Genomic DNA, 14,472 nt, shown 5'->3' with positions numbered 1-14,472 from the left:
GCAAGGGGCGATACCTTTATAATAGGGGCGAAAAAGAAAGGCTGGTGTTTGATATGAGGTTTTTATTCAAGATGATGCTTGCCCCGATCTCTCTGTTCGTGGCTTTTCTGGCTCTGATGGCAAAGTGGCTGCTTACTCTGTCCAGCTATGTTGTCGCGCCGTTGATGCTGTATATCTTTGGCTGCGGCATCTACACCGTCTACCGCCAGACTTGGGATCAATTTCTGATTCTGCTGGTTGCCGAATTTCTCTGCTTTGTCCTTTTTGTCGGCGCAACTGCAATGGTGGAGGGCGTTGAGAAATTCAGCGGTTGGCTCCGGGACCTGATTTGATTTTGAATCTTCTTGCCGCCTTCGGGCGGCTTTTTCATTTAGGAGGTGATCTGCTCTGGCTGCTACTCGTCTGATCGCACTGCATCAGCACAAAGGAAAATCTATCGCCGCCTGCCTGAAAGACCGCACTGATTATGCGCAGAATCCCGACAAGACTGAAAAAGGCGAACTTGTCAGCAGCTATCAATGCAGCCCGCTTACTGTGGACGAGGAGTTCATGCTCACAAAAAAGCTGTACGAGCAGGCCACCGGGCGCAGCCAAAAAAGTAACATTATCGCCTATCAGATACGGCAATCTTTCCGACCTGGTGAAATTACGGCTGAAGAAGCAAACCGCATCGGTTATGAGTTGGCCTCCCGGTTTCTGAAAGGCAAACACGCTTTTATCGTTGCAACGCATACCGATCGGGAACACATTCACAATCACATTATCTATAACTCGACCACTCTGGACGGCACAAGAAAATTCCGGGATTTTTTCTTTTCCGGTCTGGCAGTGCAGCGGTTGAGCGACCTGATTTGTCTGGAGCATCAGCTGTCAGTCATTGAAAAGAAGCCTTACCGGGAACGGCAGAAGCGCATCACTTACCCACCAAAGGAGAGCAACCGCGACCGGCTGTGCAGTGTAATCGACGAGATTTTGCAGCAGAAGCCCACCGACTACGAAGATTTTCTGCAAAAGCTGGAACAGCAGGGCTATGAAATCAAACGCGGCAAATACACTTCCGTTAAAGGCGCACGGCAGAAACGCTTTATCCGGTTAAAGACACTGGGTGCCGGGTACAGCGAGGATGAAATCAAAGCAGTCATTGCCGGAAAAGCCGAACACCGCCCACATCAGAAGCAACCTCCCAAAGAGCAGCCGTTCCAGTTGCTGGTTGACATTCAAGCAAAACTTGCCGAGGGCAAAGGTGGCGGCTACGAACGCTGGGCGAAGAAGTACAACTTGAAAGAGATGTCCAAAACGCTGATTTTTTTGCAGGAGCAGAAAATCGGCAGTGCGGATGACCTGAAAGAGCGTGCTGATGCTGCACTTTCTCGCTATCACAAACTGGGCGATTCCATCAAGGCCGCCGAGAAGCGTATGGCAGAAATCGCCGTCCTCCGGGCGCACATCGTCAACTATGCCAAGACCCGGCCTGTATACGATGCTTACCGCAAATCCGGGTACAGCTCCAAATTTTTGGAAGCGCACCGGGAAGAAGTCACGCTGCATAAGACGGCGAAAGCCGCTTTCAATGAATCCGGCCTGAAAAAGCTGCCCAAAGTGAAAGACCTGAATGCAGAGTATTCGGCTTTGCTCACCAAGAAAAAAGCACTCTACCCAGAGTACCGAAAGACACGGGATGAGATGCAGGAAATCGTAAAAGCACAGAAGAATGTGGAACTGTTCTTTGCGGAGGAAAAGGACTCCAAGCAAGTCGAGCAGATCCGATAAAACAGTCCCTGAGAACTTTGCCGCTTATCCGGCAGGGTTCTCAGGGTCTTTTTTGCTTATTGCTCAGTCTGTACTTGGAACGGCTTTTCCGGCAGTTTCAATTTGTTTGGCAACCATATTTTCCAATTCCCCCGTAATCGTTGCACAATTTGCAACACGATAATTCCAGAAGTAAGAAACGCCTTCACACTCCTCAACGGACAAATCGCTGTTGACCAAAAGCAGTCGGTCGGAGGTTACTTTCAGCTTTTCGCACAGAGCAGCATATTTTCCATAATCAATGCTTCGGCTGGACGATTTGGCTTCCACCCAGAAGAATTTTCCGTTGATGGAAAACGCAACATCCAGTTCATGCGTGCTCCCTGCGGATGCCGCTTCTGAAAGAATCACATTGGAGCAAAGCGAAACTTCTGCGCCCTGCTCCTCCTGATAGCGATTCAAAATCTGCTGAACCTGATGCTCCACAAAAAGTTCCAGCCACTTCCCGCTCAGGAAATGCCGGACAGTCTCATTTTGCGCAAGCTCATAGACGATATTCTGCGGATAGATCACAATGGATGCAAAAAGTCCCATTTTATCCCACGTCTGAGCGATTTCCGAAAGTGTGGCAAACGAATTCTTGGAAGTACCCTTTGGGATACGAAACGAAAAAGAGCCGTCACTCTGCATATGTGTCCGAATAAACTGCAAGAAATCCACCACTACCGGGTCGCAAAGAGCTTCGCCTGTTTTCCATGCCATCCGCTGAACGGCAATCGGCGGAAGTTTTTTCGGTACGACCTGCTGAACGATTCTATACCCACAGCGTTCCAGATGCTCCAATGCGGTCAAAGGCTTCGGAGGGATTTTTTCTTTAACTTCGGACTTTTCTGCACCGGATGTATTCTCAGTCAGATAGTTAAACTTCCATCCGTATTCCCAAGCAGGCGAACGGGTCAACACACCAACTGCATGAAATCCGCTGTCCGGTTCCTCCATCGGAAATGTGATTTTGTTCTTTTGGATATTGATTTGGAGCGTTTTATTTTTCAGCGCTATCTGATAAGCGTCAAGAAGGAATTCCTTTCCCTTATATGTCAGCTCACTGGAACTATTTGCAGAAAGGCCAGCATTTTTTGCCAAAGAGAGAAGCAGACAGGTCGCTTTGGGCAGCTCAAGGATATGCTCCATCTGCGCAGTGTCCGGAATCACTTCCGCATTTGCGTTATCGGGCTGCGGCAATTCGTCTGCCGGAGTCTCCTTTGCTGGTGCAGAAACTTCGGGTGTCATTTTTGAAGCAGCCTCAGATTTTCCAGACTTGGGCAAAGGTTTCGGCTCCGTATAGACCTCAGCAATAAATAATTCATAGGAATCGATGCACGAAAGTTTTCCTGCCGCTGCAAGTCCCACATAAATCGCAGCCGCCCGTGAGGAATCGCCATAATACTTTTTAGAATCCGCTGCGGCAGCAATATCAGAAAAAGCATTATATCTGCTCAGCGGCTCCGCCTTTTCCGGGAACTGCTTCAACGCACGGCAGTAGAGCCACTCAAAGAACGAATCCATGTACGGCTCTGTCGGATACTCGTTTCCTTCCAGAGAGTAACGTAGCAGCTCTCCACTGGTTCGCAGCCGAGTGTCCTTATGGACTTTGGGTGGCTCACAGGTCAGAAGGTCAGCGAATGGCCCACCATGTTCAAACACTTTGGTGGCTTCAAAAACCGTGCTGATGGGTACATCCTGCGCAACAGAATCCAGATGCAGCAAAAGCCGCAGAGAAGAAACAGCTTCACCCTCCGGCTGAACGGATGCAGAGCTGACTTCCAGAATCGAAACATCAGGGTCTGTTGTATGGACGGCATCATGGACGGCACGGATATTCTGCCGCTTGCTGCCTTTTATCCATGTGAATGTCACCGGCTGTTCTCTGCAATAGGGATAGCCGGATATGGGAAAACAAATGGTTCGTGTTGCCATGAACACCTCCAACTTTTTAGGACAAACAAGTTTATGTAAATCAAGTATAGCACAATCCCGGATGTGCTGCATAGCACTATTTTCTGCTTCCGGGAATCCATCTGTGCAAAAAGTGCCGATACCACAGGCATCGGCACTCAGATTAAAAAGCATTTTTCAAAAATGTGCAGCCTGCATCCACTGGATGCAGAACACAAGGGGTTTGGGCACAGCCCAACAAGCATTTTGAATTTGATTTTTAGAAATCGGATTCAAAAATTGCAAGTTGGTACCAGCTTGCACTGCTTGCCACAACAATGCGTCCTTTTTGTCCGCAATTTGTAATTTTCAGATTGGAGAAAAACGCCATGGCAAAGACGAAGGCTGAAGAAAAAGCTCTCAACCTTGATTAGATTTTGTTTAACTGCCGGGATTATCTGCGCGCTGCGCGCAACTCCGGCTCGTTCTTTGAAAAGCGTGATATCCCCCGCAGTACAGCCCCGAAGTTCTCAAAAAGGTCATGGAACAGGTAGAGAACTTTGAGGAGAACAATTAAGCATTTTCTCGTTTTAACGTGGGATTAGATTGCTGTAGACCTTAATACAAAAAGATAGATAATGAAAATCTGGTGTCTGCTGGTACCAAAAAGCAGTTTGGCATCCTGAAAGACCTGATGAACCGCTCCGACGTGGATATCATCGTCAATGCCTGTGAAGCCCACCTCCACATTCCCATGGCCGATTTCGTAGTCTATGTAGTTGTAGCGGCTCCGGTCAAACCAGATCTGATAGGTCAGCCCGTTTTTCATTTTCTTTTTGAAGTCGCCCTTTTTCAGACGCTTCCAGCCCTTTTCCTCCAGGCCCAGGCCGTTCCACAGGTAGTCCAGAAGTTCCTGAATTATATCTGCCGGCCGTTTTTGTTCCACGGTCTCCACCCCCTGACGAATTCTCTTTAATAGTCAAGCAGGATAGGCACCTGCTGCTCCTCGGCAAACCGCATGGCCCGCCAGAACACGGAGAAGGCAAACTTGGCCAAGGATTGGGTGTCATACTGGGTGTGTTCCGGGATGTCTGCCTTGCTGTACTGTCCATCTGAGTCTACGGTTCCGTCTACCGGGTATCCCTCCGTGTCTGCCCAACCAAGGATAGTGTCCTCATCGGCCTGCCATGCCAGCTGGTTCAGCTTTTCCAGCTCCTTCCGCAGTCCGCCCAAGGTGGCGATCATCGTCTGATCATCGGTGGGCAGAGGGCCTTGGAATAGAAAGCTGTCGGTGAGGGGAAGCCACCAAGTCGCGCCCCGAAGCAGGGACCACACCCGCTCCTCGTCCGATGCAAGGCGGGCAATCAGGGGATGCTCCCCGAAGTCCCAGTCCTTCTCCACGGTGAGAGGCACCGGTTCCTCGTATGTATGACAGGCGGCCACCAGCAGCATAGCGCCGAAGGCATCCCAATCCGGCTTATCGGTGTAATAGGGCCGCTCGTTGTCCTCCGGCCATGGAGTGTAGTGCGGCTGGTTCGGCTGGGAAATGGCGGCTAAGATCTGATCCCGCCAGTCCTCCACTGCCGCCTGGATCTCAGCCGGGGACAGCTCCTCCTCGTTGTCGGCGGGTTCTCCATCCGGGGTGATCCGGTTAAAGGTGTATCCGTTTTCCTCCGCCCACTGCTGAACAACAGTTTTCCAGTTGTGAGAATAGTACCGGGTCAGCGGCCCGGCGTAAATATCAAGTCCCATAGCAATGTCTCCTTTTCTGTTATGCAGTCATTCTTTTGCTGGAGCGAACATCTGGTCAATCTTCTCCAGATCGTATTCCAAAATCCAGTCATGAAATTGATGATAGAGAGGCAATAGCAGCTTCTGTGAGCCGCCCAGCACATCCAGCCCACGGTCATCGTACAAATGGTAGAGGAACGGCCCCGGCCCAGCCAGATAGACGCTGGACACAAAGCCGTTCCAGCCGCCGATGTCCCCCAGAATGATTTCCCGAAGAAGCAGCTCTGGTTGAAAGCTGATCTTGCTGAGATCCCAGTAAAACTGCACTTGTGCATGGGTATCCCCATCTTCATCCTGCTCTGTGGCCGAAAGTTGTTCATCGGGAACTGGGAGGCCCACTCGCTGCCGGATAACGGTCAGCAGGGACTCGGCGGGTTCTTCATCGGGATACCCGTCGATCCGCAGAAGGTCTGGCACCGCCGGAAGTGCCCGATAGATCGCGGCGGCTCGGTCCAGCGCCCCCTGAACATAAGCGGGGTTGGTTTTCAGCTTCGCCGCACGCCTATCCAGATAGATTGGTTCCTCCCCGCCGATCTTAAAACGAATGCCCACCGGTGCATGGTAGAACAGAGGGTGTTCCAGCCCAGCCATGCCCAGATCATGTAAAATGTGTTCAAACCGCTTTGCCAGCATGGTATCCCTCCGTTCTCATGTCATTTCATACAGCAGAGCAGCATCGCCCTGCACCAGTTCCAGATGGGAGCGCAGCGTATTAAGTCCGCTTTGCACCGCCTCGGTGGGCAGATCCCAGTCCGGGGCAATTTCAGCGGCCAGCTCCGGGAGATCCTGCTCCCGCAGAGCTGCCAGCAGTTGAGACGCCAGCTCTCCCTCCAGCAGAGCGCAGTCCAGGGTGTCTTCCGTCTGGGGAGCAGGAAAACGGACATCCAGATCCAGTTCGCTCTCACACCAGTCCCAGATGGCCATATAGACCGCGCCGGAGCAGTCACCGTCGGACAACTCCTGCCGCTGGTTATTTTTTATCAGATAAAAGGACGCGATCTGTGACATGGTGGTTCCTCCTAAATGTTATTCGCTTCCATCAGCCCTTCGGCCTGCAACCGGATCACATAGAAAGCCCGCACCCAGTCCAGTTCCTGCTCCATGGAGTCCTCCAAAGCCAGCAGGCGGCGCTTGCCAAGCCTGCGATCCAGAAGGGCAAAGATACGGACAAGGGGATTCTCGCTGACAAGGCTTTTCTCGATGCTCTGGTTGTCAAAGATCCCAAACGCCTCATAGAACACCTTTTGGTCAAAGGTGCCCTGCTCCAGCGCATAGGCATGAGCCTGATTGATGGCCTCTTTTGCGGAGTCGTGATCTTTCAGCGTGGTGGAGCGCAAGTGATGAAATTTCGTCCACACATTTTCAAAATAGGTGTAGTAGTTGCTCCGCAGCACTTCCACGCCGTCCACACGAATGGCGGCCCGGCCCTCATGGTCGGCGCTTTTGCTGTAACTGGTGGCAAAATACTGGATGTGGCCCCGGAGTGCCGGGCACAGGTAGTCATTCTCCAATTTGTTCCGGATTCCACTCCAAGTGGATACTCTACTGTTTGACATAGGTGTTGTTTCCTTTCTGCTGATTCCTACTGCTTTTGGAGATACTCCCGGAAGCATTCGATGAACTCCCGATTCCGCTTAGGGACATCGAACCCCTTCCGATGGGGGAAGAACCCCTCCTGTTCCACATCGTCCAGCAGCTTGGGCAGATTGGAAAACCGGGCAAAGAATGGTAGTGCATAGTCCTGGATCTGCCCGGAAATTTCCTGGATAGAGCGTTCCCGCTCCAGCAGAGTAGATACCTCATAGCGGGGGAAGTCATCATACCGGTGGGTCAGCCGGGCGATGGAGGTACCCACGATACCATCATAGGTTTCCTCCGTCCCTTCCTGCTCACTGCGCCACTGGGCAATCACCGGGGAACTCACATCGAAGAAGGCAGTAAAAGTGGTGGAGCCAAAGCGGATGGAGGGGGAAAAGTAAAAGGAGAACACAAAGATGCCGTCTTTTTTGTAGATGTCATTTTTGCTCTTGCGGTATTTGTAGCCCAGCGGGTTCAAAGGCTCCGCGATCCGCTCACAGGTATAGACGAAGATCTCACGGGGCTTGGTTCCCTTGGGAAAATCCTTCTTCTCCATGTTGCCACCTCAATCAAAATCCATCCAGACCAGGTGTTTTCCGCAGTGGAGGCACTGGAACAGATAGCATTGCAGATGCCCGCCATTGACGGATTCCCGGATCATTCCCTTCTGCTCCTCGTCCCACATGGGGTCGTCCAGCACCTCCTCCAGCACACCCAGTGCCCGCAGTTCTCTGGCGCCCACATAGCCCCAAAAGGCGCAGTAATCGCCACAGTGGGCCCGCCAGTATTCCTGCTGCCAGCCGGAGTAGCCGGGAGTACGGTGGATCAGCTCGTCCAGCTTCTCCGGATCGTCTACGCCATCGTCCACAGAGAAATCATCTTGAAAGCTGCCGTCATATTTCCGGGCCGCCTCGCCGCTGGCGATACACGCCGGGCACAGATATGCAATATCCTCCACGGAAAAGAACGGATTGGTATAGAAAATATGGGTCGTCTTGCCACAGCAGTCGCAGACAACGCCGTCTGCGGATTCCTCAAAAGCCCCAGTTTCCAGAGGGTTTGGGTGATACCGGAAGGCGGGCAGGCCCAGCTGGGCCTGCCGTTCCTTTTCTTTCTGCTTTTCCTCCGGCGTTTTGGGCTTGGGGAGGGCATAATGATTGCCCCAGTTTTCCGCATAGTCCTTCAGCGTACCCAGCCGCTTGAGGGTCTTTTTATCGGAACGATTTCCAATTTGGCAAAGCAGCTCGTAGGCGTCCTTCTTAAAGTCCAGCAGGTCATATACATCCACCAGCACTTCTTTGGCCTGCTGATCCTCACTCTGCTCAAGTTCTTCCTTGAAGGTATATAGAGCGCGGACACTGTCCGGACCTTCATTGGTCGCAACAAACTGTTTTTTTAGTTCGATATAGGTTTTCTGATATTCTGTCATTGGTCGCACCTCCCATCAATCCCACCAGAAATACCAGACGGTGGACTGCCACAGGACATCTGCCAAGGAGCCAATGCTTCCATCCTCATTCTGATCCAGATCTGGGCAGAAACCATATTGCTCCACAGCCACCTCCATAGCTCTTTCCTTGGAGATCGGAGTTGGAAGTTCAAACTCCAATTCATCGTGGCTCATGGCGGCAGGGATGGCACCATGTTGCTCGAACCAGTATTTCGCCACTGCCATCAGGTCCGGTGTGTCGGGACACTCATTCCAATTTCCAAAGGGCAGGTAGGCGAAGATCTCCCAGGGGTCCTTTACCGGAATTTTAGCCAGAATGAGCGGATATGTCATTCCGGTATCATCGTTCCAATAGTTTGCGAAGCGGTCGTTGGGTTCTCCGCCCTCCATCTCGCCCAGGACTTCCTCCTCCCAGTCCAGATCATCGTCCTCGGCTTCTTCCTTGCGCTGGCCGGTCAATTCCTCCAAAACCGCCTTTCCGTCCTTGATGGGAGCGGAGAGCATCTTCTTCCGGTACTCCTCTACCGTTTTGAGGTCAAATTCATAGCAGTCCGCATCATGCTCCGGGTCGGCGTTCATTACCAGACATTCCAACAGCGTTTCATCATCCGCCTGGATAAGTACGGGAACAAAGCCCTCCCGTACCCCCAGCCGCTGGGCGTAGCTGTATGCCGACATGATGGGGTCATCATCTGCCATGGATGGGAAATAGGTACACTCGCAGTCCAGATACTCCATGATGGCCTGAGCAACCTCGGAAGGCTCCAGCGTGTCCTCGTCGAAGTCCTGTCCCTGCCAGTTTTCAAAGCGTTCCTCAATCACTTGAGCCATGGTCTGATAGTATTTCTCATCAAATGGGATGAATAAGTATGCCTCCTGTTGAAATTCATTGGAGTGGTATCGGGACGGACCAAAATATTTCAGGGCATAGTCATCAATGTCGGCAGGATAGTAGGGGCTGTCGCCCTCTCCGTAGTAATAGCCTGCAAAGGCACGGCCTTGCTGATTGAACAGCACAGAGAACAGACAGCCGTCCAGCTCATCCCGGATAAACTCCCTCAGATCCACATTGGCAGGATCAGCTTTGACCTGTTTGGTCACTTCGCTGTATTCTTTCAAGAAGTCCTCGCCCATCAGGTCGTTCTCCATACACCAGCGCAGGTAGATGGCCATGTGGTTATAAGCATTGATGGGGTCAATAGGCAGTTCCTTCTCCTCAATGCTCTCGATATGATAGGAAGCATCGTCCATCTCACCGTCAAAATCATCATTGGAAAGGGTGCCACGGGTGATAGCATCCTGACGATCAGGCTCCACCACAAAGCTGATGCCGTTCATTTTGCCCAGCAGGGCGTCCGCGTCATGGGCCAGCTTATATTCCAATTCATCCCGGTAGAGAGGAATCACCTGATAGAAGTTGACCTCCTCGCCGCCCGGCAGAGTGCAGACCTCGCTGCCATCTTCGGTATCCTGGGGACCAGTCAGAATGGCGGCGCACAGCTTTGTGTCCTTTGCAAAATCCTCCTCATTGTCCATGGTATGGCCGAAGCCCAGCCAGGTATCGCTGGCAATGGGAAGGCGGGCCAAGGATTTCAGCAGGCGGATGGGCCAGTACCACTTTTCGTCTTTCATGGACTCCTGATCCAGCTTCCAGTCCGCAGGCAGGGCAATGGCCAGCTCCGCCCGCTCCAGCTTATATTCCGCCAGTTCCTCCGGCACATTCATCCGGTGAGCGCCCATGCCCATGGTGACCAGGGTGCAGTAGTCCCGCTCCTCAGAGGGCGGCACCACGCAGATGTCCACATGGATGTCGGGAGAAACCAGCTCATGGAACACATTCTCGAACTTGCCGAAATACTGCTCAATGTGCCCCTCGACGGCTTCCATCTCCTCCTCGGTGTAGACTTCGGGATTACTGAATTCTTCCTCATCCTGCGTGTCATCATTGTCTGAGTGGTCGCAGCTGTCATCCTCCGGATCTCCCTTTATAGGCTCGTAACCGATCTTCAGGGTCATCTGTTCCTCCGGCAGGGAGACGCCGGGGCTGCGGGTGATGGTGTGCTTATCGTCCGCAGAAAAACCGATGGTCTCGCCGTCTTGCAGTGTCACATCACACGCCAGCACATAGGAGGCAAGGCTGGCCAAAAAGTCCCGCAGTTCCTCCGGCTCAGCGTCGGTGTTCAACACCTCCATTTCCTCCTTGCCAAACACATCCATGCCGTAGGTGTAGCCGTTTAGGCCCCCCTCGCTCCGGTACAGGCCGAACCAAACCCAGTTGAAGATGGGCAGTTCGTCCTCTTTGAGCATATCGGCAAGGCCCTCATAGAAACGAGGCTCAAATACCACGCCGCTGGTGTAGACACCGGTGGCATATTTCTGCTTGCAGCACACTGCCATCGCCTTAGTGAACAGCTTACCCCGTTCCAGCAGTTTTTCCTCCTCGCCCAACACAGCCACCATGATATGGGCCTTGTGCGCTTTGGCCACCTCTACGGCCTCTGGCCACATATAGTTGTTTTCGGCGTTGATCTCTGCTTCATTGTCCGGGATGTGACCGTGGAATAGTGTCACGATCAGCATCATATTGCCGACCCGCATTACCACAGCGTCATCGCTGTTCTCAACATCTTCGTCGCCCTCATCCGGCTCCTCATCTACGATACCCCATTCTTCCCGCAGATCTCGAATCAACTGCTCCTTGTCCCACTCTGCTTTGGAGAGGAGCACAGATCCGGCAAAGGAACCCTTATGGTCGGTTTCCTCCTCGTCGGCGTCATCCTCAAGACCCTCTGCATCTTCATCCGGATCATAGAGGGATTCATGCTCCAGTCCGCGGATAAATTCCTCAAAGCTATCTGCCAGATGGGTAATTTTATAGTCATTTTCCTGATCCACATGGACTACCGCAGGCTCTCCCTGGGGACCGCAAGCCCGGTAGTCCAGGAAAATCATATCGTGTCCGGCGCTTGGACAGTCGCAGATGGCCACACCGATGGCAGGATACTCCCACTCATCGATCATAAACTGGCTGCCCAGCTCTCCACAGAGGGAGCAGCTCTTTTCTCGTCCGATGCCGAAAATGCCGGTGATGGCCACATGGTCATCTGCCCAGCAGGTAGGTTCATCGCAGGGATAGCAGGTGTTCACCGGAATGCCGCCGTTGTGCTGCTTCATCAGCCAGATGTAGGCAGCGGGCAGCTTGTAGCCCAGTTCCTCCTCCACGCTGGCAATCAGCTCATCGGAAGGCGGATCACTGACATATTCTTTCAGTGCATACCAATTATCATCCCAGAAGTTGGTGAGGTCGAAGCCCTCAAATGGAGTATCACCGGGCACGAATTTGGCCTTCTTCTTCCGGCTGCGCTGGCGTTTCCGGATCTCCGCCTTACACTCCCGAATTACTGCCGGGGCATTTTCATCCTCCGGGTCCAACTCTGCCCACCGCTGAGCGTAGGGAATGGCCTTTTCCTCCTGGCCGTAGAGATACTGATAGCCATAGGCCATCCGCATATTCCACTCCGCCTTGTCCTGGCCTTCCTCCCGGACGGACTCCAGCACCTCAATGGCCCTCAGAAGGGCTTTGTCTCCCTTGGATTTCAAAGTACCTTCGTCATGGTCCCCGATGATGGCGTAGTTCTCCAGTGCACGGGCCAGGGCGTAGGCGGTGCGGTAGTTCCTCCAGTTCTCCGGGATGGCATTCAGTGCCTGGATACAGCGGGTGTACTCGTCTTCGTCGTTCCACTGCTCCAGCTGAGCGAAGAATACTTCGGCGTTCTGTTGGGTGTAAGGAATATAGTCCATGCCCGTCAGCGTTTCGTCCAACTCGTCATCCTGATTCTCAGTTTCTGTCCCATCATCTTGTTGCTTTAGGGATACAGAACCGGCTTCACGGCGGAAGGTGTGGAAGATGGCCCATGGGATGTCCGTGCCTTCAAAGAACTCTTTCGCCATGTTCAGCGCCTCTTGGATGTCCCAGGCGATGAAGTCCACATAGCCACAGTAGAGGCCGGTAGCCCCGCCGGTGAGAGTGAGCACTTCCGAACCATCCCCGCCGGTGAGCACTTCCTCCAGCTTGTCCCGGAAGTCGAAAATTTTCTGACTGCCTTCCTCCTCCCGCAGGGTATCCAGGGGATAGCAGAAGAAGCCCGCCACCGCGCCGTCGGCATGGAGATCGTCCATAAAATCATTGTCGGCATTCAGATAGCCGTTGATGAGCGGCACACAGCAGGTGGAACCGGCCATTACATCCAGCCGCCAATCGGCGTCCGGGTCCTGTTTGGGTTCCATTTTGTAACCAAGGTAGCTCTCCAGATAGGCTTCCGGGTCGGTGGAGAGCTCCAGGCCCTGCTCCCGCAGTTTGTCGGGCAGCTGGGACAGGAGGAAGGACGGCTCTGCCTTGGGTTCCTCCAGCACATCAAAGCTGTCTATGTATCTCATGTGGGGGATCTCGCCCAGCACTTGGTCGGTGAAGGTGGTGAGCATCCACCAGGCCCGGCCTTCCTCATCCCGGAGCATAGGCAGCAGCTTTTCACAGTAGGCGGAGATGGCGAAGCTGTTTTCACCCTGCTCCTCCAGCCAGATCTGCACATCATCCCCGGAAATCTCCCAGCCATCATTGGTTCGCAGACCGATGTTTTGAAAAGGTTGACGGCCCACCAGGATGTTCCAGTGCTCCAGCACCTCCTTGGGAGCGTGCTTCTGGAAGTAGACCAGCTCAAACAGCTTGACCTTGTCACCCTCCGGAGTGAGGATCAGCTCGTACTTCTCGCCGTTGAAGCCCATCTCGAAGGAAATCTCGTCAAAAACCAAATTCAGGGTTTCCTCCATTTGGGCCACGATCTCCGCACCGCGGGTGTGATCTTTGTCCTCGTCCATCATCTGGCGCAGCTCTGCTTCCATCTCGGCAAAGGTTTCCCACCAGTTCTCTGTCCGTTCCCGGAAGCACTCCCAGAACTGCGGCAGAGAAATACCCTTTTTGCACGAGTCAATTAGTTCCTCCATGTCCTGTCGGGTGTTGAGCTTAGGATCATCACCGGGATGCAGTTCCAGAGCTTTTTCAAAATGCCGCAGAGCGCGGCCCTCCTGATCCAGATAATAATAGGCATACCCCATACGGAAATTCCAGGAATGAGTATCTCCCAGTTCCTCCTCATGGGACTGCATCAGTTCCAGTGCCTGGTGAAGCAGCTTCCTTCCCTCCGGCTCGCTGGAGTCCGCCAGATTGTTGTAGGCGCGGGCCAGCTCCATATCCATTTCCGGGGTACGCTCCTCGGCAGAGATTGCCTCCAGTGCGTCAACGATTTTCTGGTGTTTGTCCTCCTCATGCCACTTCTGGCACTGCTTCAAAATATCCATATCATGATCTCCTTTTCCATCTTCGGTAGGGATAGGTTTCACTAATAAGCAGAGCTTGTAATTTCAAAGCTAAAATTCATATCTGCATTTATGGTGGCTTCTTCATTTGTGGCTGGTTGTATCACAAACTCAAATGTAGGTTCATAGTCCCCGTCCTGCAAGGTTTCTCCACCCAAAATCTCGATATGATACCAGCCATTTGCAAGCTCAATCATCGGCTTCTTATGCACTCTATAGTAAGAAATCAGATCTTTCACCTTTTCAGGCGTAAACTGTTCCAATATTGGCCATGTAAAAAGCATCAGCATATTATGATCTACTTTGAGGGAATAGCCACTTTTTCTAAGCTGCAATCGGTTTCTTTCTTTGCACAGCTCCGGTCTATCACCAGAGAGATTGAACAATATGGTATAGGGATAGTTTTCAATACCGGTCATTGGGATTACAATTCCTTCGGCAAATATCCTGTCGCCGCTTTCGTTTGTGGTAAACTCCATCGCTAAATCATCTGAAAGATGATTTGCCTGCTTCCAGTCCTCCAGCAACAAAATGTCACCAAGGAGAAAATAATTAACAAGATCGTTTAATACTTCCGTAAACCTATATATCATCCA

Annotated in this window: 11 protein-coding genes and 1 pseudogene; 2 read left to right on the top strand and 10 right to left on the bottom strand. The window is 52.4% G+C overall.

What is annotated here, in order from left to right; genetic code table 11:
• Positions 1-53 precede the first annotated feature (53 nt).
• Both I5P96_RS04140 and I5P96_RS04135 read left to right on the top strand, forming a co-directional pair.
• Complete coding sequence (locus tag I5P96_RS04140) at positions 54-332, top strand: hypothetical protein (RefSeq protein WP_117506243.1); 279 nt, start codon at positions 54-56, stop codon at positions 330-332.
• 55 nt (positions 333-387) lie between these two features.
• On the top strand, positions 388-1,770 hold the full coding sequence (locus tag I5P96_RS04135) for a relaxase/mobilization nuclease domain-containing protein (protein ID WP_117533926.1): 1,383 nt from the start codon (positions 388-390) through the stop codon (positions 1,768-1,770).
• 63 nt (positions 1,771-1,833) lie between these two features.
• Here the strand turns inward: I5P96_RS04135 and I5P96_RS04130 are convergent, their stop codons facing one another.
• The 10 genes and pseudogenes from I5P96_RS04130 to I5P96_RS04085 form a co-directional block, all read right to left on the bottom strand.
• Positions 1,834-3,726, bottom strand: a complete 1,893-nt coding sequence (locus I5P96_RS04130) for a DUF6977 family protein (protein ID WP_199663712.1) — start codon at positions 3,724-3,726, stop codon at positions 1,834-1,836.
• 682 nt (positions 3,727-4,408) lie between these two features.
• Positions 4,409-4,630 (bottom strand): annotated as a pseudogene (locus I5P96_RS04125) (spondin); the annotation flags it as partial.
• Between the two features lie 26 nt (positions 4,631-4,656).
• Positions 4,657-5,436 (bottom strand): hypothetical protein, encoded by a 780-nt coding sequence (locus tag I5P96_RS04120; RefSeq protein WP_006059615.1) that lies wholly within the window; start codon positions 5,434-5,436, stop codon positions 4,657-4,659.
• Positions 5,437-5,463: 27 nt separating this feature from the next.
• The gene (locus I5P96_RS04115; protein WP_008723402.1) at positions 5,464-6,108 is read right to left on the bottom strand and encodes a DUF3885 domain-containing protein; all 645 of its coding nucleotides are present in this window, start codon (positions 6,106-6,108) and stop codon (positions 5,464-5,466) included.
• Between the two features lie 15 nt (positions 6,109-6,123).
• Entirely contained in the window at positions 6,124-6,483 is a 360-nt protein-coding gene (locus I5P96_RS04110) for a hypothetical protein (protein WP_006059613.1), read from the bottom strand.
• Between the two features lie 11 nt (positions 6,484-6,494).
• Entirely contained in the window at positions 6,495-7,031 is a 537-nt protein-coding gene (locus tag I5P96_RS04105) for a hypothetical protein (RefSeq protein WP_006059612.1), read from the bottom strand.
• Between the two features lie 26 nt (positions 7,032-7,057).
• Positions 7,058-7,609 carry a DUF4304 domain-containing protein gene (locus I5P96_RS04100; protein ID WP_006059611.1) on the bottom strand — a complete coding sequence of 184 codons (552 nt, stop codon included), beginning with the start codon at positions 7,607-7,609 and terminating at the stop codon, positions 7,058-7,060.
• 9 nt (positions 7,610-7,618) lie between these two features.
• A complete protein-coding gene (locus I5P96_RS04095) occupies positions 7,619-8,482 on the bottom strand; it encodes a CbrC family protein (RefSeq protein ID WP_117948556.1) in 864 nt (287 codons plus the stop codon).
• A gap of 15 nt (positions 8,483-8,497) precedes the next feature.
• Positions 8,498-13,900: a suppressor of fused domain protein gene (locus I5P96_RS04090; RefSeq protein WP_317850510.1), complete on the bottom strand. Its 5,403-nt coding sequence runs from the start codon at positions 13,898-13,900 to the stop codon at positions 8,498-8,500.
• A complete protein-coding gene (locus I5P96_RS04085) occupies positions 13,900-14,469 on the bottom strand; it encodes a hypothetical protein (RefSeq protein ID WP_005928002.1) in 570 nt (189 codons plus the stop codon). The genes I5P96_RS04090 and I5P96_RS04085 overlap by 1 nt, the downstream gene beginning before the upstream one ends.
• Positions 14,470-14,472: the final 3 nt, after the last annotated feature.

Source organism: Faecalibacterium prausnitzii (assembly GCF_019967995.1).
GTDB lineage: Bacteria > Bacillota > Clostridia > Oscillospirales > Ruminococcaceae > Faecalibacterium > Faecalibacterium prausnitzii_E.
This window is presented reverse-complemented; position numbering and strand designations above follow the sequence as displayed.